The 24,264-nt window shown below is 56.5% G+C and carries 21 protein-coding genes and 4 pseudogenes; 19 read left to right on the forward strand and 6 right to left on the reverse strand.

The genetic code is table 11. The features are described from left to right. A pseudogene (locus AC2FNN_RS16730) lies at positions 1-90 on the forward strand (IS5/IS1182 family transposase); the annotation flags it as partial. Positions 91-159: 69 nt separating this feature from the next. Here the strand turns inward: AC2FNN_RS16730 and AC2FNN_RS16735 are convergent. Then, on the reverse strand, positions 160-288 hold the full coding sequence (locus AC2FNN_RS16735) for a sigma factor (RefSeq protein ID WP_496759632.1): 129 nt from the start codon (positions 286-288) through the stop codon (positions 160-162). After that, the gene (locus AC2FNN_RS16740) at positions 285-746 is read right to left on the reverse strand and encodes a carboxymuconolactone decarboxylase family protein (protein ID WP_496759633.1); all 462 of its coding nucleotides are present in this window, start codon (positions 744-746) and stop codon (positions 285-287) included. The genes AC2FNN_RS16735 and AC2FNN_RS16740 overlap by 4 nt, the downstream gene beginning before the upstream one ends. 292 nt (positions 747-1,038) lie before the next feature. Here AC2FNN_RS16740 and AC2FNN_RS16745 point away from each other — a divergent pair, with 292 nt between their 5' ends. Further along, complete coding sequence (locus AC2FNN_RS16745) at positions 1,039-1,347, forward strand: transposase (protein WP_496759634.1); 309 nt, start codon at positions 1,039-1,041, stop codon at positions 1,345-1,347. Here AC2FNN_RS16745 and AC2FNN_RS16750 read toward each other — a convergent pair. Beyond that, positions 1,320-1,427: pseudogene (locus tag AC2FNN_RS16750) on the reverse strand (IS6 family transposase); the annotation flags it as partial. The gene AC2FNN_RS16745 and the pseudogene AC2FNN_RS16750 sit on opposite strands and share 28 nt — an antisense overlap. Positions 1,428-1,750: 323 nt before the next feature. On the opposite strand from AC2FNN_RS16750, the gene AC2FNN_RS16755 reads away from it, so the two are divergent. Next, complete coding sequence (locus AC2FNN_RS16755) at positions 1,751-2,473, forward strand: response regulator (protein ID WP_496759635.1); 723 nt, start codon at positions 1,751-1,753, stop codon at positions 2,471-2,473. Here the strand turns inward: AC2FNN_RS16755 and AC2FNN_RS16760 are convergent. Continuing rightward, positions 2,470-3,837 (reverse strand): sensor histidine kinase, encoded by a 1,368-nt coding sequence (locus AC2FNN_RS16760; RefSeq protein WP_496759636.1) that lies wholly within the window; start codon positions 3,835-3,837, stop codon positions 2,470-2,472. The two genes, AC2FNN_RS16755 and AC2FNN_RS16760, sit on opposite strands and share 4 nt — an antisense overlap. A gap of 242 nt (positions 3,838-4,079) precedes the next feature. Here AC2FNN_RS16760 and AC2FNN_RS16765 point away from each other — a divergent pair, with 242 nt between their 5' ends. From AC2FNN_RS16765 to AC2FNN_RS16785, 5 genes are all read left to right on the forward strand, one after another. After that, positions 4,080-5,882, forward strand: coding sequence for a type I secretion system permease/ATPase (locus AC2FNN_RS16765; RefSeq protein ID WP_496759637.1), 1,803 nt, complete (start codon positions 4,080-4,082; stop codon positions 5,880-5,882). 38 nt (positions 5,883-5,920) lie between these two features. Beyond that, entirely contained in the window at positions 5,921-7,252 is a 1,332-nt protein-coding gene (locus AC2FNN_RS16770; RefSeq protein WP_496759638.1) for an HlyD family type I secretion periplasmic adaptor subunit, read from the forward strand. 382 nt (positions 7,253-7,634) lie between these two features. Continuing rightward, positions 7,635-8,189 (forward strand): hypothetical protein, encoded by a 555-nt coding sequence (locus AC2FNN_RS16775; RefSeq protein WP_496759639.1) that lies wholly within the window; start codon positions 7,635-7,637, stop codon positions 8,187-8,189. A gap of 309 nt (positions 8,190-8,498) precedes the next feature. After that, positions 8,499-11,276, forward strand: coding sequence for a calcium-binding protein (locus tag AC2FNN_RS16780; RefSeq protein ID WP_496759640.1), 2,778 nt, complete (start codon positions 8,499-8,501; stop codon positions 11,274-11,276). Between the two features lie 355 nt (positions 11,277-11,631). Beyond that, positions 11,632-14,202: a hypothetical protein gene (locus AC2FNN_RS16785; RefSeq protein WP_496759642.1), complete on the forward strand. Its 2,571-nt coding sequence runs from the start codon at positions 11,632-11,634 to the stop codon at positions 14,200-14,202. Between the two features lie 260 nt (positions 14,203-14,462). Here AC2FNN_RS16785 and AC2FNN_RS16790 read toward each other — a convergent pair. Then, positions 14,463-14,885, reverse strand: a pseudogene (locus AC2FNN_RS16790) (DDE-type integrase/transposase/recombinase); the annotation flags it as partial. Between the two features lie 206 nt (positions 14,886-15,091). Continuing rightward, positions 15,092-15,930: pseudogene (locus AC2FNN_RS16795) on the reverse strand (IS5 family transposase). 50 nt (positions 15,931-15,980) lie between these two features. On the opposite strand from AC2FNN_RS16795, the gene AC2FNN_RS16800 reads away from it, so the two are divergent. From AC2FNN_RS16800 to AC2FNN_RS16850, 11 genes are all read left to right on the forward strand, one after another. Continuing rightward, a complete protein-coding gene (locus AC2FNN_RS16800) occupies positions 15,981-16,556 on the forward strand; it encodes a DUF2141 domain-containing protein (protein ID WP_496759643.1) in 576 nt (191 codons plus the stop codon). A gap of 4 nt (positions 16,557-16,560) precedes the next feature. Beyond that, entirely contained in the window at positions 16,561-17,151 is a 591-nt protein-coding gene (locus tag AC2FNN_RS16805; protein WP_496759644.1) for a TetR/AcrR family transcriptional regulator, read from the forward strand. Continuing rightward, positions 17,148-17,408 carry a hypothetical protein gene (locus AC2FNN_RS16810; protein WP_496759645.1) on the forward strand — a complete coding sequence of 87 codons (261 nt, stop codon included), beginning with the start codon at positions 17,148-17,150 and terminating at the stop codon, positions 17,406-17,408. The genes AC2FNN_RS16805 and AC2FNN_RS16810 overlap by 4 nt, the downstream gene beginning before the upstream one ends. Positions 17,409-17,520: 112 nt before the next feature. After that, positions 17,521-17,718 (forward strand): Rieske 2Fe-2S domain-containing protein, encoded by a 198-nt coding sequence (locus AC2FNN_RS16815; protein WP_496759656.1) that lies wholly within the window; start codon positions 17,521-17,523, stop codon positions 17,716-17,718. 60 nt (positions 17,719-17,778) lie between these two features. After that, complete coding sequence (locus AC2FNN_RS16820; protein ID WP_496759646.1) at positions 17,779-18,057, forward strand: SRPBCC family protein; 279 nt, start codon at positions 17,779-17,781, stop codon at positions 18,055-18,057. Between the two features lie 78 nt (positions 18,058-18,135). Next, positions 18,136-18,606 (forward strand): Rrf2 family transcriptional regulator, encoded by a 471-nt coding sequence (locus AC2FNN_RS16825; RefSeq protein WP_496759648.1) that lies wholly within the window; start codon positions 18,136-18,138, stop codon positions 18,604-18,606. Further along, positions 18,603-19,268, forward strand: coding sequence for a Crp/Fnr family transcriptional regulator (locus AC2FNN_RS16830; protein ID WP_496759650.1), 666 nt, complete (start codon positions 18,603-18,605; stop codon positions 19,266-19,268). Before AC2FNN_RS16825 ends, AC2FNN_RS16830 begins: the two co-directional genes overlap by 4 nt. Before the next feature lie 143 nt (positions 19,269-19,411). After that, the gene (locus tag AC2FNN_RS16835) at positions 19,412-19,831 is read left to right on the forward strand and encodes a hypothetical protein (RefSeq protein ID WP_496759651.1); all 420 of its coding nucleotides are present in this window, start codon (positions 19,412-19,414) and stop codon (positions 19,829-19,831) included. Between the two features lie 40 nt (positions 19,832-19,871). After that, on the forward strand, positions 19,872-20,756 hold the full coding sequence (locus tag AC2FNN_RS16840) for an MBL fold metallo-hydrolase (RefSeq protein WP_496759657.1): 885 nt from the start codon (positions 19,872-19,874) through the stop codon (positions 20,754-20,756). A gap of 15 nt (positions 20,757-20,771) precedes the next feature. Further along, the gene (locus AC2FNN_RS16845; RefSeq protein ID WP_496759653.1) at positions 20,772-22,454 is read left to right on the forward strand and encodes a bifunctional protein tyrosine phosphatase family protein/NAD(P)/FAD-dependent oxidoreductase; all 1,683 of its coding nucleotides are present in this window, start codon (positions 20,772-20,774) and stop codon (positions 22,452-22,454) included. A gap of 130 nt (positions 22,455-22,584) precedes the next feature. Continuing rightward, on the forward strand, positions 22,585-24,264 hold a 1,680-nt coding region (locus tag AC2FNN_RS16850; RefSeq protein WP_496759655.1), incomplete at its 3' end, for a SulP family inorganic anion transporter.

Here is a 24,264-nt window from a genome sequence, read left to right on the forward strand (position 1 = left end):
TGGCGGCGGGTTGCCACCCGATATGACAGATGCCCGAAGGTCTTCCTATCAGCAATCGCACTCGCGGCTACCATCTTGTTTTGGGTGTAAATCAATGAGTCTGGAGCCTAGAAACCCCGTCGTGTCCCGCACACTGACATGATCAACCTTCTGCCAACGCTAAAATGCGTCCTGTACTACATCCTCTGCATCACTAACTGTGCCCAGCATTCGGTAGGCGACCGCAAACAAGCGCGGTCGCAGATCGACAAAAGTCTGGTCGTTGACGAATGAAGTCACATGACTCATGTGGCCGAGGCCTCCTTGGCGGCAGGATGTGGCGTTGCAAAGCCAATAGCAATGCGGTTCCAGGCATTGATCGTTGTCACTACCAACGTCAGGGCGATCTTTTCCTGATCTGAAAACTGTGCGGCCATCTCTTCATAGATGTAATCGGGTGCACCATTCTGCTCGATGCGGGTCAGCGTATCGGCCCAGGCAAGAGCGGCGCGTTCACGCTCGGAATAAAGAGACGACTCTCGCCAGGCATTCAGCAAGTGAAGCCTGTCTTCGCTCTCACCCAGCGCACGCGCGTTATGGGTGTGCATATGGATGCAAAATGCGCAACTGTTGATCTGCGACACACGCAATTTTACCAGTTCGATGAGACTGTGCTCTAGGCCGGATGTTTTAAGGCATTCCTTGATGTCGAGCATTGGCTGCATTAGTTGCGGGGCAACGGCGAAATGGTTGAGACGGGATTGCATGTGGTGCTCCTGTTTTCGGGGTGTACGGAAACAGGACGCGGCAGGCGCGGAATTTGTGACATGGGTGTGCAACAAATCTGTTTTTGATGCGTAGGAAGGTCAGTTGAATCTCAATCGAGCTGCGCAGTATTCTTCAGCATTTCGCGAGTGTTTTGCTCAAACCGTTACACAGGCCGACTGGATCTACCAATAAAACCAGTAGGGCTTCTTGAGCTACCTCCCCCCGAAAATCGGACACTGACGTCAACTACGATTTGTTGTCTGCTGATTTTCGACGAAGAGGAGATCAGAGATGCCGAAACGAAAGAACCACTCGCCCGAGTTCAACGCGAAAGTCGCGCTTGAGGCTTTGAAGGGTGAGCGACCTGTGGCTGAGCTTGCCAGCCAATTTTTCGTCCATCCCACGATGATCCACAGCTGGAAACGCGCTCTGCCGGAAGGCGTGTTCGGCGTGTTCGAGCGTGACGGGAAGAAGCCCCCAGAGATCAACGAGGAGCAAGTCAAGGAACTGCACACGAAGATCGAGGAGTTGGTCGTGACAAACGACTTTTGTCATGAAAGCTTAAACCGCGGATCGGCAAGTGAGGCGCAAGATGGTTGAGCCTGCCAAACCGTGTAGGCGATGACCTCACGAGGGTAGCGAAAGCCCTTCGGACGCGGCATGCTGGATGGAATGTTCATTCATTGCCTTTAGTCGTCGTCACAGCGCCAGACAACTTGGCACTACCCGGTGTTCCCATAGCTGATCCTCCGATCCGCCATGCCCGCTCAACAACGACAACCCGACGTTGACGAGAGAGGATATCACAGGATGTTGCGCTGCCACCGAGGTCGGCTGAGAGCCCAAACTTTCAAGAACAAATCGCTTTGTTAGGTCAAACTGTTACCGGCAGTCCTGATACAAAGGTTTTGGGTCGTGCGACATGCGTTGGCTGCGTCGTTGACACTGTGCGGTGCCCGATGCTGTTATCACTGTGGGCAACTTTCCCTGAGGAGCATATAAAATGAATGAGGCCGTGGACGTGTCCACCGTAATCGACGAACGGGTTTTAATCTGCGACGACGATGTGGAGTTCGCCGAGAACGTCTGTGTTTTCCTCAGACACAAAGGCTACCAGATTGATCATGTGCCAAATGTTCCGGCGGCCCGGGAAAAGATAGAAGCTGAGGATTATGATCTTTTTTTGCTGGATCTCGTTATGCCGGGCACAAGCGGGAAAGTGCTTTGTCGAGAAATAGCTTCGCGGCTTGATGCCGGAATCATCATGATCAGTTCAATTGACGACGATGCCGAACGCATTTCGTTGCTCGAGTTGGGCGCGGACGACTATATCATCAAACCCTTCAATGATCTTGAACTTTTGGCGCGTATCCGCGCGCTGATGAGACGTAGGCAAACGGGACAGAAAAGTCAGAAGCGTCTGACCCGTTTTGGTCCTTGGGAGCTTGTGGAAAACGAGCGGCACCTCAAACACGATGATGGACGCGTGATTACACTGACCTCGAGTGAGGCGCGGGTCATGCGGTTTTTCGTCGAGAACTCCGATGTTCTTTGCACCCGGGAAGACCTTTTGGCTGTTGCGCGCACAAGACAGCACGGTGGGGCAGGGGACCGCAGCGTCGATGCCTTGATCAAGCGGCTACGGTCCAAGATTGAAAGCGATCCTGCCAACCCGGAACATATCCGCACTGTCTGGGGGCAGGGTTACATTTTTCGACCCGGCTAATTGTGCTCATCAATCGGCAGGAAGACGCTCGCCCTCAGGCCCCCGCCTGCGCGGTTTTTTAAAGACACCGTGCCGCCCTGATCAACAACAATGGTTCTGACAATGGCCAAACCAAGCCCACTTCCGGGTCCCTCAGCACCAAGCCTTTGGAATGGCTCAAATGCGGTCTCTAACTGTTCGGCCGGGATGCCCGGCCCTTCATCGTCGATGTGAATAGCCGCCATGTCGTCGACTCTGGTCAGAGTAACATTTGTACGGCCGCCATATTTGACCGCGTTCTCCAGAAGATTTCGCAGAACACGGGTGAGCGCATTGTGACGCCCCTTCACTATGGCAGATTGCTCGATCGTGTAGGTCACGTCGCGACCCGCATCCACCTGCTCTTCCACCAGAGCTTCGATCAACGAGCGTAGATCGACCCTTGCGATCTCACCATCATGGTGCGTAGCGCGATTTAGGCCCGTGACGGACATGACAATGTCGCCAACGGTCTGAAGCCGTCCCAAAAGCTGGTTTTTGGTTTCTTCCGGGCTGACATTTTGCAGAGCATCGTTCAATCGCTCAATCGGTCCTCTCAGATCGTGCCCCAGACTGCGCAACAGGGTGGTCTTGTATTCTAGGGCAAGAACGATCCGCGCTTCCATGCGGTTGAAGGCAATTATGGTGCGGCGGACATCACTGCTGCCAACTTCAATGAGCGGACCAACTTCTTGGCCTCTTCCGATGAGTTCGGCATTGATAGCCATAGCGTTTAAAGGGCGCATGATCTTTTGAATGAGAAACGCAAGCAGGCAGAGCATGAGTAGGGCACTCAGACTGTCGACCGAGCCAATAAAAACAGCGGGCCAGATATCTTTGGGTGTCATGAGTAGGTAACAGTTTAACCATTCGGTTTCGCCGGTGAGGCGAACTGAAAAAAGGCTGACTAAAAACCTTCCACTACCGTCATCCTCCACCTCCTCACCTGAGGGAAGAACGCGGTCGTCGAACAAGGCCAACAGATCGTTTGGATCTTCTGCGTCATGGATGAGGACATCCGCAACGGACAGCTCCGCAACATTCAACCCCCGTGCCTCAAGACGCTCCAAGAGCCACTGTGCAAGATCTGGACGACGTGTGCCGCCCACCAGTTCCAATGCCATGTCCTGCGCGCCGATCCTGACACTCCATTCTGCCGGAAAGAAACTCTGCGCGACTTTTGTGCGATTTTCTGGGTTCGTACGGGATAGCGTAGACACGACCTCAGCAAGATAGGCGTCGCCCCTGGTCTTGATTTCGTCAGCGCGCGAACTCCGAAACTGGAAAACATCGATGACCACCGAAAAAACCCCGACGAATGCCCAGCTGATAAGGACGATTGCCATCACTTGCCCGCGAAGTGTGAGGTTGTTCCATCGCATTGTCTTTAAGTTCCCTGCGCATCCCCTTGAAAGAAACGCTAGTTCAATACGGGCTTCAATCCCACGCAAATTTTGATCCAACAGTTTTCGAAGTTTTTCGCCTTAGGCCATCGAAAAACCAATTGAATCAAAGTGTGACAAAAGCTTGGGGCTTTCACTGCGGGTTCCCACGTATCTCCTACAGACATATTTATTGGAGGCCCGTCATGAATTCGCATTTGTCCGTTCACCCGCAACTCGCCAGTGCGCGTCGCGCGCTCCGCGGCAATCTGATCGCCACCGGCGTATTCAGCGGTGCCGTGAACCTGCTGATGCTGACCGGTCCGATTTTCATGCTCCAGATCTATGATCGCGTCATGTCAAGCCAAAGCGTGAACACGCTCGTGGCCCTCAGTACACTTGTCGCTGGCTTGTACCTTTTTATGGCCCTGATCGACGGCGCACGCACCCGTGTTCTTGTCGCCATGGGGCACCGTTTCGAGCAAAGGCTCTCAAAAACCGCATTCGACTGTTCGCTGGCTGAACCTTCGCTTCATCGCACATCTGGCAATCCGGCGGCGGCCATTCAGGATGTCGAAAAAATCCGTGGCTTCCTGTCCGGTCAAGGTGCCGGGGCACTGTTTGATCTGCCCTGGATCCCGGTCTATCTGGGTCTGGTTTTTGCCATGCACATCTGGCTCGGTCTGGTTGGCGTCATTGGGGCTATCGCCTTGCTGGTGATCGCTGTTGTAACCGACATTAAGGTGCGTGCCGCGGCATGCGTCCAGGCACAACATGCTGGCAAACGTAGCCGTTTGGCAGAAGCAAGCCGTCGCAATTCCGAGATGGTGCGCGCCATGGGCATGCAGGCCAATCTTGGCAAATCCTGGCAGGACATCAATGACCTTCACCTGGGTGCGAGCGCCAGGGCAGCCAACACGGTTGGTGTCTCGGGCAGTTTCACTAAGGTGTTTCGTCTGGCCCTTCAGTCCGGTGTGCTTGCGGTTGCGGCCTATCTGGCCATCCACGGGCAAATCTCGGCAGGTTCGATTGTTGCGGCCTCTGTCATCATGTCCCGTGGCCTCCAGCCGATTGAAACGCTTGTCGGCAGCTGGCGCAGTCTGGTGGCCGCGCGTCAGGCCTGGGCACAATTGAAGGACACTCTGTCCAGCGAAGAAGACGACGCCAGAATTTCTCTGCCCAAGGCCGAGAAGTCTCTGACCGTGAATGGCCTGATTGCCGCGCCGCCTATGGTGACATCGGCTGTTCTGAAAGGCGTCGGTTTCGACATGAAGGCCGGAGAAGCCCTTGCTGTGATCGGTTCGACCGGCAGTGGTAAATCGACCCTGGCCCGCACATTGGTTGGCGCGTGGTCTGCGGCCAAGGGGAGCATCAGCCTCGACGGTGTACCGATTGATCAGTACCTGCCCGAGGAAATCGGCCCGCAGATCGGCTTTCTGCCGCAGGATGTCGAGCTGTTTGACGGTACAATCGCCCAAAACATCGCGCGTTTCGATCCTGAAGCAAAAGATGAAATGGTCGTTGCCGCCGCAAAAGCCGCCGGTGTGCATGAACTGATCGCCAGCTTTAAAGACGGCTATGCAACAGCGGTCGGAGAGCGTGGTGCCGCCCTGTCTGGTGGTCAGCGTCAGCGTATTGCACTGGCCCGAGCGCTTTATGGCAATCCGTTCCTGGTGGTTCTGGATGAACCCAATTCAAACTTGGATGCCCAGGGTGAAGCTGCCCTGAACCACGCGATCCAGTCCGCTAAAGCGCGCGGTGCGATTGTGATCGTCATCGCCCATAGGGCCAGTGTGCTGGGGTCTGTCGACAAAGTCCTGATTATGGACGACGGCCGTGCCAGTGATTTCGGCCCCAGCGCTGAAGTGATGGAGCGTCTGCGTCAACGCAATCAGGCGGCTGCCGCACAGGCCCGCCCTGCCGCACAGCAACCGGCTCAGGTGGCACAAAGCCAGCCTCAGAAGACGCAAGAGACCACTGACGAAACCCCTGTCGCTGCTGCGGGCTGATCCAGCCCTGCGCAGCAGCCAATCAAATGGAGGAAATTATGAATACCAATTCAAAACCCAACACCCAGACCGAAGTTTTTGTTGACCGGTCGTGGAAATCCATCGGCTTTGGCCTTACCGCAATTGCAGCACTGGCGATCGGCTTTGGCGGCTGGGCTGCAACCGCCCGCATGTCCGGTGCCGTTGTTACAGGCGGGAACGTCGTAGTCTCTTCTGACCTCCGGGCCGTTCAACACCCCGATGGCGGTATCGTCGGCGAAATCCATGTTAGCAACGGGGATCGGGTCGCCGCCGGGGATGTTGTTCTGACACTCGACGACAAGCTCTTGTCGGGCAGTCAGGTGCTGGTCGATGACCGTCTGATCGCCGTTGAAGCCCAGTTGTCGCGTCTGATTTCCGAACGCGACGGTTTGGACGAGATCGAACTGTCTGAAGAACTCGCCGTGCGGAATGATGATCCGAAAGTGCAGCGCGCTCTGGCGACCCAGCGTGCCGTCATGGAGGCCCGCCGTCTGTCCCAGGAGGGTGAAGTTGCCGCCTTCGAAGAACGGATCGCCCAGACAGAACAGGAAATCGCGGGTCTTGAGGCACAATATGAGGCTTCCTTAGAAGAGATCGACCTGATTGATAGCGAGCTGGAGGGGCTGACCCAACTCTTTGAGAAGGGTCTGACACCCGCGAACCGGATTACCACGCTGAAACGCCAGCGCAGCAGTTTGCTGGGCAATAGCGGTGGGTTGACCTCAAGCATTGCCGTTGCGCGTGGACGTATCAGTGAGACCAGGATCAACATCCTTCAGCTGGAAAAAACCTTTCGCGAGCAGGTGATGAACGAGATTTCTGCGCTGGAAGTTGAGCTCGATGGTCTGAAGGAACGCCGGGTCGCCGCCGAATTGCAGCTGGCGCGCGTTGAAATCCGGGCACCGGCAGATGGTGTCATCCATGAATTGGGTGTGCACACCGAAGGGGGGGTCGTTTCGCCGGGCGAGACCTTGATGCAGATTGTGCCTGAAAATGAAGGGCTCGTCGTCACGGCCAGCGTCATGCCGCAGGATATCAACAATGTCTCGGTTGGTCAGTCGGCGACGGTGGTAATCTCAGCATTCGACCGACACATCGCCCCGAGGCTTGATGGCAGTGTCCAGTTTGTTTCAGCCGATCTGAAAACTGATCCAATGACTGGGATGTCATTCTACGAAGCGCGAGTGGCCTTGGATGAGAGCGCGGTTGAAACTCTGGCTGACCGTCAGCTGAGTTTGCTGCCTGGCATGCCGGCTGAGGTATACATAGAGACCGGCGAGCGGACGCTGTTGCAGTACCTTGTCGACCCGCTCAGCAAGCAGATCCGGACAACGTTCCGCGAGGTTTGATCTGTGGCTCGAAACGACGGTATGCCTACACGTTTCAAGACGTGACATGACATCGAAACCAGCGCCGGATTCGGCGCTGGTTTTTTATGTTCGGGTATCTCTGAAGACCTGCATGGGCGCCGCATTGGGCGGCGAGTGCCAACCGAGAAATGCGCCGAACTTTCCAACTAGGTTCATCAATGATTTGGGTGCGGATTACAGAGGCTTCGGAACAGAAAAATCACTGAGTCCGAGGAAGATTTTGTCATACTTTGTAACACTTTACACCGTGAATTCGCATTGAAAGAAACGGTTGGGGCAACCACCTTGTTTGTATACCCGAGGAGGACTTTTCTAACAGATTTCTCGGTGCAAAGTACCAAGTTTAATGAGGAGAAAACCAATGACTGTCAACACATATACAAACTTCGAAAATGCGGCCGATGACGTCATCGCCGTGACCCCGATCATGCCCGATCCCCGTTGCGGCACCGAGGTGCCCCAGGATGGTCAGGACCTGACCGCGGTGACCCCGCTGCCAGCCGATCCGATCGTACCGGATCAGGGCGACGACCTGGTCGCAGTGGCCCCTCTGCCCTTCGGCGCAGTGCCTGCCGGTGAAGGTGAAGATCTGACTGCTGTGACCCCGATCATGCCCGATCCTCGTTGTGGCACCGAGGTGCCTCAGGACGGTGAGGACCTGGTTGCAGTCGCGCCGCTGCCCTATGGTGCGGTACCTGCTGGTGAAGGTGAAGACCTGATCGCAGTGGCCCCTCTGCCGTATGGCGCGGTGCCTGCTGGCGACGGTGAAGACCTGACTGCTGTGTCCCCGATCATGCCTGATCCGAGATGCGGCACCGAGGTTCCGCAGGATGAAATGGAACTGTCGGCAACGACACCTCCGCCGCTGTGCGAAATCGTTCCGACCGACAGCTTCTTCGTAGATCTGGTCGCCTAAGTGGAGCGAAAACACAGCGATCATCTATCGCAGCACACTCAAACTCCGAGCGTTTTAGTTTCGATCGAAACAGGCGCTCGGGCAACCAAAGGGAAAGACAGAACTCGCCGGTTGGAGCCTGAAACGGTGCCAGCCGGGTTGTCTGTTTTCTCATGTCTTTATTTCTATTTTTGTCATACTTTGTAACATCTTATGCCTCCCTTCGTCGTTGAGATGAGGGCTGGGAAAAACCACATGTTCCTTATGATCTGCGATGAGAATTGGCCCGATTTCCGCGTGCCAACATCCGGAATAGTGAGGAGAAAGAACATGAAACATGTAAACAAATCCAATCCCCATCCTTTTGCGATGGGTTCTGTCAAAACAGATGACATCATCGAAGAACAGACCGAAGAGCTTCTCTCGGTGAAGACGAGTGTCAAACCGCAGGGAATTTCTGGTCAGGTTTCGCTTGCTGGCCCCGAGGCATCGGTCTTGCCAGAAATCATCGCAGACACGTCCTACGCCGTTCAGCCGTCAGGCGCGGCCAATGAAATTGATACCGAGATTGGGTTGACCCCCGATCAAGTACAATTCGACGGCTATGATCATCAGTATTGGTCCATGAATTGGCAAGAATATCCCACCAACTGGAGCCGGATCGATGTGACCGAAAAGGTCATAGCCGGCTTTGTGAAAGTCCTGGGGGAGAACGAGAGCAACTTCACCAATAACATCTGGCATCACTTTGATCACAAGAAAGGCGGAAAAAAAGACATCGTTTATCGGGTCGAAGCGGGCGTGATCGGGAATGAAAAAGACAATGTGATCTATGGCGCGGACACGCATCGCAATGGTTCATACAAACATGGTGACAAGATCTTTGGCATGGATGGAGATGACACGATCTTTGGCCGCGCTGGAAACGACATTCTCAGCGGTGGGTCAGGCAATGACTTTATCGATGGCGGTGCTGACGACGACACAATCTATGGCGGCACCGGAAACGATGTTTTGTTGGGCGGAACCGGTGTAGATACGCTCTATGGCGGTGCCGATAATGATTGGCTCTATTCCGGTAATAGGGATGGTCAGGTCGGGCATGACCAGTTGTGGGGCGGCTCTGGCTTTGACACATTCGTGCTTGGCGATGCAAATGCGCCCACAAACGATGGCAAAGACTTTACGGATTACATGGCCGATGGATTGTGGAAAGGCATGGGTGCAGCCGCCAACGCCATTTTGCCCGGGCCGATGGGCGGCTTGGTAAAGCTGTTCTTCGGAATGGGAGAGGCGCTCTCGAATATGGGTGGCCAGGCCGGCGGCGAGTTCCAAGATGGCAATGCCACGCATGTGCGTGATTTCGATCCGACACAGGATACGATTATCATTCCGTTGACCGAGCACAACTTTGACGACATCACCTTCAAGCATGAAGGCCTGCCAAAGGAGCAGGCGTTCCGGATCTACGATGAATCGACAGACACACCTAAATTGATCGCTGTCATCTTCTGGGACGACCTGAAAAGTTCTTTCCCCTCAAGTTTGAACTGGGATGACCTATCCATCCGTCAGGCTTGGGCAAAGCAGATCGTCGAAACCGCGCTTTTCATCGACAAAGACGGTGTCGACATGCAATCGGGACAGTCCTTTGATTTGCCGAACGGATCGCTTGATGGTTTGGGCAGCGGCAAGTTCCTGATGCTGGGCGCCTATGGCGGCACCGAGCTCTATGGGAAAGCCAATGCTGACTACCTCTTTGGTACGGATTACGGCGATATCCTTATGGGATATAACCGGTTTGGCCAAGACGGTGAGGAAAGCAAGGCTGGCGACGACAGCTTTTGGGGCTTTGGCGGCGACGACCTTTTCATTGCCGGGTCTGGTTTTAACCACGTCTACGGTGGCGAAGGCGACGATACCATCGCGTATCTGGATGCCAGCAGTGGCGTCACTGTGGACATGCGCAAAGAAGACGGAAGAAGCTATTTTGAGGTGAATGGCGTCGAATATGACGGTCAAACAAACGCGCAATGGCGCGACTACGTCTATGAGATGGAAAACGTCATTGGCAGCCAATTCGATGACATTTTAATCGGCGATAGTGGTGACAACGTCTTAAACGGGATGGGTGGAGACGACATCCTGGATGGCGGAGCCGGCAACGACACATTGGTTTCGGGTGAGGGCAACGACACTTTGACCGGTGGCAGCGGGAAAGATACCTTCGTTCTGAACGGTGGTGAGAACACGATCACTGATTTCGACGCCAGCGAAGGCGACCGGATCGAGATCGACCTCGACGCCTACGGGATGACCGGCTGGTTCGACCTGGACCACCGCATCGAGAATGGCCAGATCGTGTTGTTCAGCAAAACGACCGGTGAAGATATCGTGCGCTACGACGATGCTGGAAACGGTTTTGACCCGTCCTACATCGACCTGCGCAGCCTGGTTGGCGACGACAAAGGCGGCTATCAGGTTGTCTATGAACCGCCCTTTGGCGCGAACACGCTGGAGTGGTTCGAGAAGTACGGCAATCATTTCAGCGTCGAAACCGGTGAAACCGGGCATGGTACGGACAGCTGGGACTATATGGTTGGCGACGACGGTAATGGCGAATTGACCCTGAATGGCGGTAACGGTGACGACTACATCGTTGGCGGTGGGCACAGCCAGTTCGCCACGCTTGACGGCGGCAATGGCAACGACATCCTCCTGATCCGCAAAGGTGCGATGATCACCAGCGCGTATGGCGGGGACGGGGATGATGTTATCATCCTCGACGCTGACCAGTCGACACACGCAGGCTTTGCGAATCTGCTCGGGGGTGAAGGTAGCGATACTTTTGTCTTCAGGGGCCCAGGCAACCAATACGCGGGCCAGATTATTGATGATTTCGAAGCGCATGACTCGATTGTCATTGATCTGGATGGGTTCGGCATTTCCTCTCTGGATCAGTTGGATGTCAGTTGGTCCAACGGCAATTCCTGGATCCGCGCGAACGGCGAGAAGGTCATCATGGTGAGAGGCGTTGATGAGCACTATGACATCATGCAGAACATCAGCGAATTGACAGCGCAGCAATCGCAGGATTGGGGGCTGTGACTATCGCTTTATTTACATATACGCCTCAGCCGGTTTGGATCGGCTGAGGATTTCTCAGCAATTCGGTCTGGCAATGATGCAAAGTTAATAATCGCGGCATTCCAAATTTGGCGCAGGCCCGCGCAATTGCGCCGATCTCTTGCTCAATCCCTACTATAACCCACTGACCTACGGCGCTTTCTTGCGCAGCAAGGATCACGAACTGAGCCCGTATCCGCGCAGATTTATTCGTTAATGAACTCTTAACATAACCGCGAATTCTAACTTGTTACGCAGGTTGGGTCCGAAATCATCGGGCTAACAAAGCCGAAAATATTTGGGCTGAAACAACGACAAGATGGGAGTCCGTTTCAAGATGAGCAATGGAACATATGAAGAATTTCGCGACGCCTTGCGTGCGTTTGAATCTGGTTGGGATCGAGATCGCTATGATGCTGGGGTCATTCAGGATTGGCAACTGAACCAATGGGCGGGCGGAGAAGTCGCCGACTTTTACCCCGGATATTCCAGTTGGTCGGACCTGACCAGCATTGAGTGGGACGCCATGTCATACCGATCAATGAACTCGCTTGGCTTTGTTGGCTATCAATTCGGCGAAGCCCTGTTGATCGATCTCGGATATTATACCGATGATATCTATTACGGGAATGGTGCGGCCTCGAATACATGGGATGGAAGCTGGACCGGTAAGAACGGTGTCAATTCGCTTGCGGATTTCACCACAGAAGTTGCGCAGGAACGCGCAATACAGGAAGCCTTTGGCTATAACCTTCAGGTGATCGAAACTGGGTTGGGCTATCGGGGCGAAAGCCTGAGCGACTATCTTGGAACCACCCGGACTTATGTCGATAACGACCTAGAAGTGAACGTGACCCTTACCATGACAGGGATCATGGCGGCGGCGCATTTGCGTGGGGCTTGGGGAACCTTGTCCTTGTTGCAGGGCGGCAATGTATCAACTGATGAATACGGCACGTCCATTTTGCGCTATATCGATCAATTCGGCGGCTACGACGCGCCATCGGCAGAAGACGCCATAAAAGTCTACACCGATGGTGTCTTGCCAACGGATACAGGCGGCGGGAGCGGTACCGGAAACGTTTCTCCTCCCGCTGAGCCGCCGGAGCCAACCAGTCCGACCGGCAATGGAACCGCCGACACCACAGAGGACACGGCGGATGTCGTCATTACCTGGGCTTGGGGCACCGACGTAACGATCCCGGGTTTTGATTCAGCGACCGATACAATCTTCATCTCATGGGTGGGCGCAGATGCGTTGGACGTTCGCGAGGTCAATGGATCGGTCGTGTTTGCGATCCCGTCCAATAACCAGTCCACCACGCTGAGCGGGGTGACTTTGGCGGATCTGAGTCCCACCAACTTCACCATTCTGGACAGCACTGCAGCGACTGAGGTTCTCGGCATGGTGGGGTCGCACGGGACGAACCCCGACGGTGGCGGAAATGGTCACAGCCATCAGCATATGCATGTCACACTAAGCCTCGCATCAGACGCACAAGTGATAGATGGCTTCATGCCAGCAATGGGCGACGTCATCGAAATCGGCCCGGATATCTCCGCCGATAGTTTTGCGATATTTGAGGAAAGCGGTGAAGCTCTTGGACAGACCGTCCGCATTGAGCTGACTGAAGGCAACGTGACCAAACAAATCATATTCACCGGTTTTGGGCTGGCTGATCTCAATCTGGGTAATTTCTCGATCACGGATCAAGCGGTGCTAAACGAAGTCTCCTCTGCCTTGGGTCAGATCGTTGTCTCTCCGGGTCTCGGGGATGGTTATCAACTGAGCTACGACACCGATGGGTCAAACCCGCCCGACACAACAGGAACAACGGATACAGGCGGCGTCAAGTTTCGGGCTGACAGCAACGCCGATGACATTACCGGGTTCCGCCCAGGCACGGATCAACTGGATTTCGGTGGAACTTCAGTACACGGAATGATTATCACCAAATCATCCAGCGGAGAGATCGTGATCGACAGCCCCTGGTCGGATGCGGCCCAAATCGTACAAGGCGTGACTTACCAAGATGTCACGATCGAAGATTTCGGAGTGGTCGGAAATGAACACTTCCGACAGGATATGGGGGCCGTTGTTAGCTGGGAACAAGGCGTTGGTCCGCGCAACGCTGATACGATCTATATCCGCAGCCATGAATATGGCGTTCATGAGGTGATCGATGGTTTCGACCCTGCCACCATGAAGATCAATTTCCTGTATTTCGGCACGCGTGAGCGCCTGAGTGTCGAAGACAGGAGCGAGGGGTTGGTCATTTCATCGCTACCGACCGGGCAGAGCGTGACTCTAACCGGCGTCTCCAAGGCTGATCTGATCCCCGGATTGGTGGAGTTTCACCATGATCAGGTGATGGAAGACAATCTGGAGGTCCCGTTTGGTTTTGATCAGAACGATGTGACGCTGGTTGATCGCACCATGTTGCTGACACCCCAGGCACCTGTCGGAGTTACGACGGACGGCCATCAGACCAGAGCTGGCGATTTCACCGGAAGCTCCTCTGGCACAGACAATGGTGGTGGTACAGATGGCGGAACCACGGACATTGACGATGACCAAACAGCAGGCGCTGTCACATTCGGCGCAGGTGCCGATGTTGCAGAGCTGACATGGAACTGGGGCGTGAAGACAGAAATCATCGGCTTCGATACTCGCGAAGATGTTCTGGATTTCAACGCGCTCGGTGAAGGAGACGTTGCAGTCAGCGAGATCGGCGATGATCTGGTGTTTGAAGTTGTCGGAAACGGCGGTCATACGGTGACACTCCAGGACATTCAGGCAGAAGATCTGAAGCTAAGTAACCTCACCGCAGATGACTGGAACTCTATCGACGAGGCCAACAGCGCACTGATGAGCCAGCTTGAAGGCCTTGGCATGTCCATTGCTTGATTTGTAATCTCTTTGTTTACTCGGCCGCTGCGGCGGCCGAGTACTGTTTTCAAACGTACCTCCGCTTGTCGGCTTATCACCCGTTAATATCGAAGTGCCTATTGGACAGACTAATTTGCGCCTCAGACGGTGAGTGCTACCTAAACGCGCAAGCGCAGCGAATGGGAGCAATACGGGCAGCGCCCGCAGCATAACTGAATTGGTCTGGGGTTCCGTCGCAAATCTTCTTGAAAGATGTATAGATTGAGTTGGAGGGTCGATTATCCCACCAGTTGGATAAACTGCTGAAACGGACGGAGTCCGGGTGTGAATTGACTTTTGTGGATCATGTTGACCAATTCAATGCCTGCCAGGACAGATGCGGCTGAAACGAGTGATTTGAACCCAAGCATGAGTCTGATCCTTCGTTTGATAAAGCGGTGATCTTGTTCAATGATGTTATTGAGGTATTTCCGCCTGATCATTTCAATCGGTATGGGACAACCAAAGCTCTTGAGCATCTTGTTGTTTGCCTTGATGCCGGCTGTGTTGGCGCCACTTTTGTCGATGACGATATTGCGCGGTAGATCGTTCAACTCGAGCGCGCGGGCGAAGAACTTCGTCGCTGCGGCTTTATTCCGGCGCTCGGATAGCATGAAATCCAGGGTCTTGCCGTGTTTGTCGATCGCTCGATAAAGATATACGGAAGGCGACGAAGCCTGGACGCTCTACGACACTACCAGGGCGAATGCACAAATCCTCGTCGTTCTTGAAAAGGGTGAAGGATTCAACGGACCAGTGGACGTCGATCTCTACGGGCCGAATGGCACGATCGATACTGTCACGCCCGGTACCTCAACCCAAATCGGTCTCAGCGTAGACCAGTTTGTGTAACCACTAGGGTCAGGGTTCATAACCAATAGACGACGGTCGCAGCAAGAGCCTTTACTGACAGAAAGACCTTTGGGCAACTGTCGTAGCGTGTCGCCAACCGGCGCCAACCCTTGAGCCTTCCGAACATGATCTCGTATCACTGCCCGGCAGTGCATTGCACAGCAATGTCACAAGAGGGGCGGTTGCGCCGATTGTATCGGCGTCTGTCGTACTTCACGGTAGTCTTGCGTTGCTTTCGCCCCGGGATGCAGGCGCGTATCCCCTTGCCTTTCAACGCGTCCCGGAACCAATCGGCATCATAGCCACGATCCCCGAGCAGCCAGTCCACATTTGGTATGCTGCTCAGCAGCGCTCGCGCGCCGATGTAATCACTGACTTGACCAGCGGTGACGAGAAGGCTGAGAAGCCGCCCTTGGCTGTCACAGATGGCATGTAGTTTGGTGTTGATGCCGCCCTTGGTTCTGCCCCTCTCGGCAGCATCCTTCGGATGCGCCTGCCGGGCAGTGAATCAGGCGGCCACGCCACCTTTTTGACGCTCAAACTGGACGCCGTGCGATGGGCTGTTAGGTAGGTCGCATTGATCATCACGGTCTTTTCCTCGCCATGTTCGGCAGCCATGCCGACCATCATTTGAGCGAAGATGCCTTTCTCGCTCCAACGTTTCCACCGACTGTCGAGCGTCTTGTGCGATCCATATGCCTCGGGTGCATCTCGCCATCGTAACCCATTGCGGTTGATGAAGATAATCCCGCTCAACACCCTTCTGTCATCGACCCGCGGCACGCCGTGTGACTTCGGGAAGAAAGGGGAAAGCTTGGCCATCTGCGCGTCACTCAGCCAAAAAAGATCGCTCATGTCACCGCTCCGTTTTCCAGGCCGTGAATCATGTAGCGCAAGGAAAATCAATGCATCCTGACCCTGGTTCGTGTGCAGAAGAGTGTGGAAACCAACGTTCTTATGACCGATTTGAACGTTCAGGGGTTTGGGATTGCAGTTTACTGTCGCATTTGAAAATTAATTGTGCTTCACCTATGTTCGCCTTACACTTGGCAGCTTTCGGTGATCTGATGCGATTTTTGAGATACACGGCGATGACAGCCGTTTTGACCATTGCAAACAGCTCTTTTGCTCAACCCCCCAATAACGCGCCATTTCTGATTACTGTTGAAGGCCTTCGAAACGGAAATGGATTAATCATCGTAGCCGGCTTCAATAAAGCTGACGCATTTGAGGCAATGGACGTAACCAATGCGGCAACGATGGCACAGATACCGGCGTCCGGCTCAAAGACCGCCGTCACGTTTCATGATTTGCCACCGGGAGACTACGCTTTTGCCGCTATTTACGATGAGGACATGGATGGTGACCTAGACGTGAAGGGCAAGGTCCCAACCGAGGGCCTGCCTCCAGAATTCAAGGATTCTGCTGTCTTAGCCGGTGGAACCGCTCAGTCGTCATTGCGGCTGAAATATTGGGATTAGAACAATGGGACGCCCTTCAAACCGCGATGAGCGCTATGGTCAGGTCATGGAGGCGTTTGTGCGCTGTGTCGCACGGATGGGCCTGGATGGTGCCACCTTGAGCGCGATTTCAAAAGAGGCGGGGCTGACCCGCCCACTGATCCGTCACCACCTTGGCAACCGGGATGAGATGATCGTGGCCTTGCAGGATTACGTGTTGGACCAGTTCAACAGTGCCGCGAACGAATTGGTTGCCGCATTGCCGGACTCAGAGCCCGCGCATGCCTTGGTGAACTACCTATTCTCCGATCAGTCAGATTCGTCACCCGATCTGGTCCTGGCGTTTGCGGCTCTTACGGCTCGGGCCAGAGAGGATGGTGAACTCAGAACAAACTGCCGGGCTTCGATCCTTGGATTTGAAGCGCAGGTTGCTGAGGTTTTGCATCGGAACTATCCCGGGGCTTCAGAGATCAACACCCAGCGCGCAGCGCATGGTATAGTGGCGCTTTACTTCAACACGGCATCGCTTGCTGCTTTGGAGATGCCGGCAGAGTGGATGAACCAGTCGAAGGCGATGGCAGTTTCACTATGTGAAAATCTGGCATACCCAGCATGAAACGCAGCCAAACCGCAAACTACATTGTGTTCGCCCTGCTGATGACCTCGATTCTCCTGGGCTATCAATTTCTTTGGGGTCTGTTGTTTCTGTATTGGAGCGTCATTGGCATATCGTCTGGACAAGCTTTCTTGTTGACCGATGTCTACAGGGCAACTGAGCCGGTCCTGTTCTGGTGTATCCAGATCGCCTGGGTCGTGCTGGGTTTTTCATGCTGCTGGGCGACTTCTTTCCATCGTTGGCTTAACTTTTCCTGAGGAGGAATGCACCCAATGGCCAACACGCTTCATCTGTTGCCGGCCGAAGCTTACACCAGTCAAGAATGGTTTGACCGTGAACAGCGCAACATCTTTTCCAAAACATGGCGCTATGCCGGGTTCATGGAAGATATCACCGAGCCGGGCCAATACACCACCGTGCAGGCCGGGCTTAACAACATCTCCATCACTTCGGGGCCGCGACCGCCGCTTGCGCGCGTTTCACAACATCTGCCGGCATCGAGGCACGCAGCATATTCGCGCTGTGGGCAAAACCCAGAAGGCCCCGACCTGTCCCTATCATGACTAGACCTATGATCTTGAAGGCAACCTGATCTCTGTGCCGGAGGAACAAGAAGAGTTCGGGCACGTGGACAAGGCTTGTCTGGGATTGAAACCCGCAAAGGTCGACATCTGGAAAACCGTGCTCTTCGTACACCCGGACCCGGAGGCGCCTTCCATTGCCGAGTGGTTCGGTCCGGTAGAACCGCATATCGGCCCCCATGTGCCCGAGGAGATGGTGGAATACGAAGCGCTGAACCAATGTTATGAAATCAAGGCAAATTGGAAGGTGGTCGTCGAGAACTACATCGACGTCTATCACCTGAGCCATCTGCATTCGAACACGCTTCAGATGTATGACCACTAAGCAGCCCGGTCAGTGACAAAATCACCGAGCTTGCCAATAAGCTATATTTTAAATAGAGTTTTACTAAAAGAGACGTGCATGAAACTCACATCCTATTCCAATTTCGCTCTGCGTTCGTTGCAGTTGGCGGCGCTTAAGGCGCCGAACCGCATCCGCGTAGACGATGTCGTGCGCGTGCACGGGCTGGCCCGACCGCACATCGTGAAGATCGTGCACGAATTGGGCCGCGCCGGTTATCTGGAAACCACGCGGGGTCGGGGTGGTGGGTTCCGGCTGGCCAAACCGGCCGAGGACATCGTTATCGGCGATGTCATTCGCCTAACCGAAGGGCCACTGGACGTGGTCGAGTGTTTCAATCCTGAAAAAAATACCTGTCCGCTGATCGGAATATGCAAACTGTCCCAGGCGATTCAAAAAGCGACCCGGGCGTTCATGGCGGTGCTCGATGATCTGACCCTCGCCGACATCGCCGCAAACCGGAGTGAGTTGCTGAACCGCATTGCGCCGATCGAGGAGGGCATCGTGGCACCCATGCGCAAGGCAAGATGACGATCACCGACTGGACCGAACGTTTCCACGGCACCAGCCGCCTTCCCAAACCGGTACGGGAAAGGTTGCGGACAGCCGCCCGAATCCTTCGTTTCCCCAAGGGCGCCCAAGTATTCGGGCCCGACAATGTGCCCGACAGCCTGCTCTTTCTGTATGACGGCCGGGTCCGGGTCTCTCAAAGGTCGGATTCCGGGCGCGAGATTGTGTTGTATCGAGTCGAGGCCGGCGAAAGCTGTGTACTGACCACGGCCTGCATGTTGGCCGAAGAAGCTTATAATGCAGAAGGTATTGCCGAGACCGATGTCGTTGCCGTGGTTCTGCCGAAGCTCTCGTTTGATCGTCTGGCCTCGGAAGAGGATGCCTTTCGCCAGTTTGTCTTCGAGGCCTATTCGCGCCGATTGATCGATCTGTTGCGGGTGGTGGATGATGTGGCCTTCGGGCATCTGGACGTGCGCTTGGCCGAGCGTCTTCTTGCCTTGGCCGAGGGGGGCGATGAAATCCGGGCCACCCACCAACAGCTTGCCAGCGAGCTGGGCACCGCGCGCGAAGTCATCACGCGGATTTTGCAGGATTTCCAAAAGCGCGAAATGATCAGCCAATCGCGCGGACGGATCACTTTGACTGACAAGCCTGCATTGGAAAGACAGGCGCAGAGCGTCTGAAAATTGCCAAAGGGTTGCGGGCTTCGTGACTTTGTCACTGAACTGGTGTCTTGAAAGTTATATTTGCTTTTCAACTTTAGATTCGCGCCCGAGGCCCTGAACGGCAACTCGGTTGCGGGCGGGCCAAAACCCAGGAGACGGAAATGAATGACCGCAAAAACATCCCGAAGCGCGGCGGCATTGCCCTTGCGGCGCTTGCCGCTGCGGCGGTCGGTGCGCTCGGCACCTGTTTCCCGCGGCACTATGCACCCGGCCGCAAGGCTGGAAGGGCCGGCAGCCCGATGCGGCATCGCTACATAGCGGATGGGCAAGGCCATGACGACGTGAACACGCCGGGATTGCGGGGGCCGGAATGCGACGCCCCAGAAAAGCGCCAAACTGGCAGCGATGTTCCGCAACTTCGATACCATTACGCCGAAGGTCGAAAACCTGCCGGACGGCATCCGGTCATCGGATCCCCGGGTCATGGCGGCTGTTCACGAAATGATGATGACGCGCGGCTGACAGAGGCTCGACCCGCGCCCAAGAGGAGGCACGACTATGAACGATCAGAAGTCCATTGACACGCACAACCAGAGGATGACGGCCGCGATTGCGACGCCGATTGGCGCCTATCCTGTTGACCAAAGCGTCAAGCCCGAGGTTCAGGGGTTCTATGACGAGGCGACGGCGACGATCAGCTATATCGTCAAGGACCCGACGTCGAACGCCTGCGCGATCATCGACAGCGTGATGGACATCGACTATGCGGCCGGCAGGATCACCTTTGACCACGCCGATCTGCTGATCGCCGAGATCGAAAAGCAGGGTCTCAAACTGGAATGGATCATCGAAACGCATGCGCATGCGGATCATTTGTCGGCGGCGCCCTACATCCAGCAGAAACTGGGCGGCAAGATCGGCATCGGCGAGAACATCAAGATCGTGCAGGAGGTGTTCGGCAAGATCTTCAACGAAGGCACCGAATTCCAGCGCGACGGCAGCCAGTTCGATGCGTTGTTCACCGATGGCATGACCTACAAGATCGGCAACGTGACCGCCTTTACCATGCACACGCCGGGCCACACGCCGGCCTGCATGGTGCATGTCATGGGCGATGCGGCTTTCGTGGGTGACACTCTGTTCATGCCTGATGGCGGCTCGGCCCGGGCCGATTTTCCGGGCGGGGATGCCGGAATACTTTACGACTCGATCCAGAAGGTGCTGAGCCTGCCGGACGAGACGCGCCTGTTCATGTGCCACGACTATGGTCCCAACGGGCGGGACATCCGCTGGGAAACCACCGTGGCCGAGGAGAAGGCACACAACATACATGTGGGTGGCGGCAAGACCCGGGACGAGTTCATCAAGATGCGCACCGAGCGTGACGCGACGCTGGCCATGCCGACACTGATCATCCCGTCGATCCAGGTCAACATCCGCGCGGGCGACGTCCCGACCGATCAGGATGGGAATCAGATGCTCAAAGTTCCCGTCAACAAGCTCTGATCTGCGGAGGGCAACATGGATATCAGGAAAATATCAGACGCACTGTCGGTCTCGCCGCAGATCACGCCGGACGACATAGCAGCTGTCAAGGCGGCGGGGTTCCGGGCGATCATCTGCAACCGGCCCGATGGCGAAGGTGCCGATCAGCCCAGCTTTGACGAGATCGAGGCTGCGGCCCGGAAACATGGCCTTGAGGCGCGCTATGTTCCCGTGCAGAGCGGGATGGTCAAGGATGATGACTCGCAGGCATTTGGCCGTGCCCTGACCGAGTTGCCGGGCCCGATCCTGGCCTATTGTCGGACAGGCACGCGCTCGGCCACGTTGTGGTCGCTGCACGAGGCGGCACACAAGCGGCCCTTCTCCGAGATTCTGACGGCCACCAAGGCCGCCGGTTTTGACATGAGCGGCGTGGCCCGCCGCATCGCCAATGGCGGCAAGACCCCGACCGACACGGGGGATGCGTCCTTTGACGTGGTGATCGTGGGTGGCGGCGCCGGGGGCATCGCCACCGCCGCCAGCCTGCATGCGCGCAATTCCGACTTGTCGATCGCCATCATCGACCCGTCCGACGTGCATTATTATCAACCCGGCTGGACCCTGGTGGGCGGCGGCGTGTTCACGCCCGAACAGACGGCCAAGACGATGGGTTCGCTGATCCCGCGGGGGGTCAAGTGGATCAAGGCCGCTGTGGCCGCGTTCGAGCCGCAGAACAACGCCGTCATTCTGGATGGCTGCCGGGTCGTCAAATACGACCGTCTGGTGGTGTCTCCGGGGCTCAAGCTGGACTGGGGCGCGGTTGAGGGGCTGGAGGAAACGCTGGGCCGTAACGGGGTGACCTCGAACTATCGCTATGACCTGGCGCCCTATACCTGGCAGTTGGTCGAGGGGCTGAAGGAAGGGCGGGCACTGTTCACCCAGCCGCCGATGCCGATCAAATGCGCGGGCGCGCCGCAGAAGGCGATGTATCTGTCGGGCGATGCGTGGGTCCGGCGCGGGGTTCTGAAGGGCATCGACATCCAGTTCATGAATGCGGGCGGGGTGCTGTTCGGGGTCAAGGACTATGTCCCGGCGCTGATGGACTATGTCGGGAAATACGATGCCACGCTGAACTTCTTCCACAATCTGGCTTCAGTGGACGGTCCCGCAAAAACGGCCACGTTCACGGTGGCCAAACCCGATGAGCAGCCCGAGCAGGTAACGGTCGAGTTCGACATGATGCATGTCTGCCCGCCGCAGGTGGCGCCGGACTTCATCCGGGTCTCGCCGCTGGCCGACGCGGCGGGTTGGGTCGATGTCGATCAGGCGACGCTGCGGCACAGAAGCTTTGACAACATCTGGTCTCTGGGCGACGTGATGAACGCCCCGAACGCGAAAACTGCGGCCGCCGCGCGCAAGCAGGCGCCGACCGTGGCCGACAACATCCTGGCCGATATCGAAGGGCGCTCGCCGGTTGCGGCCTATGACGGCTATGGCTCGTGCCCGCTGACGGTGGAGCGCGGCAAGATCGTGCTGGCCGAGTTCGGCTATGGCGGTGTTCTGAAACCCAGCTTTCCGAAATTTTTGATCGACGGCACCAAACCCAGCCGTGCGGCCTGGTTCCTGAAGGAAAAGCTGCTGCCGCCGGTCTATTGGTCGGCAATGCTGAAGGGCAAGGAATGGATGGCCAAGCCCGAACCGTTGAAAGTCGCGGCCGAATAAGCCGCCCGACCCCCGAAACCGATGCCGGTGGAGCCGGCGTAAATTCTGGCCTGCCTTCGCGCAAGCCAGGCCAAGACCTTGCGGTCAGAGCCGTCTCGCTCCGACCGCCGCCTTTTCAGGACGAGACCCCATGCAGAGCCTATTTCGTTACCTTCCCATTCTCGACTGGGGCCGCCGGTATGATCGGGCGGCGTTGTCGAACGACCTGATCGCCGCGGTGATCGTCACGATCATGCTGATCCCGCAATCGCTGGCCTATGCGCTGCTGGCGGGGCTGCCGCCCGAGGCGGGGATCTATGCCTCGATCGTGCCGATCATCCTTTATGCGGTTTTCGGCACCAGTCGGGCGCTGGCGGTGGGGCCGGTGGCGGTGGTGTCGCTGCTGACGGCAAGCGCGGTGGGGCAGGTGGCCGAGCAGGGCACCGCTGGATACGCGGTGGCGGCGCTGACACTGGCCTTTCTGTCAGGCGGGTTCCTGGTGTTGTTGGGCGTGTTCCGGCTGGGCTTTCTGGCCAACTTCCTGTCGCATCCGGTAATTGCGGGTTTTATCACCGCATCGGGCATCCTGATCGCCACCAGCCAGCTCAAGCACATCCTGGGGGTCAGCGCGCATGGGCATACTCTGCCCGAGATGCTGGGATCGATCGTTGAGAATCTCGGCCAGACCAACGGGATCGCCCTGGTGATCGGCGTGCTGGCAACGGCCTTCCTGTTCTGGGTGCGCAAGAACCTCAAACCCGCGCTGCGACGCATCGGGGTGCCGCCGCTGCTGGCGGATGTGCTGACCAAGGCAGGCCCGGTGGCGGCCGTTGTGGCAACCACCGTTGCGGTCTGGGCCTTCGGGCTGGACGCGCGGGGTGTCAAGATCGTGGGCGAGGTGCCTCAGAGCCTGCCGCCGCTGACCCTGCCGGGGCTGTCCTCGGACCTGATCGGCGCGCTGCTGGTGCCCGCCATACTGATCTCGATCATCGGCTTCGTCGAAAGTATCTCGGTTGCGCAGACGCTGGCCGCCAAGAAACGCCAGCGTATTGACCCGGATCAGGAACTGATCGGCCTTGGGGCGGCCAATCTGGGCGCCGCGTTCACCGGGGGATACCCCGTCACGGGGGGATTCGCACGATCGGTGGTCAATTTCGATGCAGGCGCCGAAACCCCTGCGGCCGGTGCCTTCACCGCCATCGGGCTGGCGATAGCCGCGCTGTTCCTGACCCCGTTGGTCTACTTCCTGCCCCAGGCAACGCTGGCCGCGACGATCATCGTGGCCGTGCTCAGCCTGGTGGATTTCTCGATCCTGAAAAAGACCTGGGGCTATTCGCGCGCTGATTTTGCCGCCGTCGCCGCCACCATCCTGCTGACCCTGCTGGCCGGGGTCGAGACCGGCGTGGCCAGCGGTGTGGCAATCTCGATCCTGCTACATCTGTACAAGACCTCGCGTCCGCATGTGGCCGAAGTGGGGCTGGTACCGGGCACCCAGCACTTCCGCAACATCCTGCGCCACAAGGTCGAGACCGACCCCACGGTGGTCACGCTGCGGGTGGATGAAAGCCTGTACTTCGTGAACGCCCGCTTCCTCGAGGATCTGATCCAGTCGCGCGTGACCGAAGGCTGCGAGATCCGCAACGTGGTTCTGATGTTCTCGGCGGTGAACGAAGTCGACTTCTCGGCGCTGGAAAGCCTCGAGGCGATCAATCACCGCCTGCGCGACATGGGTGTCGGTCTGCATCTGAGCGAGGTCAAAGGCCCGGTCATGGACCGGCTGAAACAGTCCCACTTCCTTGACGAGTTGAACGGGCGGGTCTTCCTGTCGCAG

This window comes from Ruegeria sp. BHSA118 (assembly GCF_059613405.1).